Genomic DNA, 382 nt, shown 5'->3' on the forward strand with positions numbered 1-382 from the left:
GTAATATTTTTCACTTGCAGACATACGCTGTTCTTCAGTACCTCTAAACTGTGAATTATAGGTATTCTGAAATTCTGATGCCCTCACAAATAACGCTGGTTGTACCTCTATTCGCTTTTTACCACTAGCATGAAGCTTTACCCTTGCAATTGTATACTCGTTGATTAGAGTAGTAGCTACGGTTGTTTTCCCTGTCCCTGTTCCTAGTTTGTTAGTAGCATTGGGAATCGAATATAGGAATAGTCCTACACCTTCATTCACATAGTCCAAAATGTTATTCACATACATTTTTGCTACATTGTAGGCTTCAGGATTTTGCCCTTCAATGATGTTTAGGTTATTTAATCGTCCAGTACGGTACTTTTTAGGTACATTTGTTGCT

Annotated in this window: 1 protein-coding gene; it reads right to left on the reverse strand. The window is 37.4% G+C overall.

Features of this window, described 5'->3' with window-relative positions; all coding sequences use genetic code 11:
* Window positions 1–382: hypothetical protein (locus SB749_RS18805; RefSeq protein WP_410711638.1), on the reverse strand; the 382-nt coding region annotated here is incomplete at both ends.

Source organism: Brevibacterium sp. SIMBA_078 (assembly GCF_046534565.1).
In the GTDB taxonomy this organism is placed as follows: domain Bacteria; phylum Actinomycetota; class Actinomycetes; order Actinomycetales; family Brevibacteriaceae; genus Brevibacterium.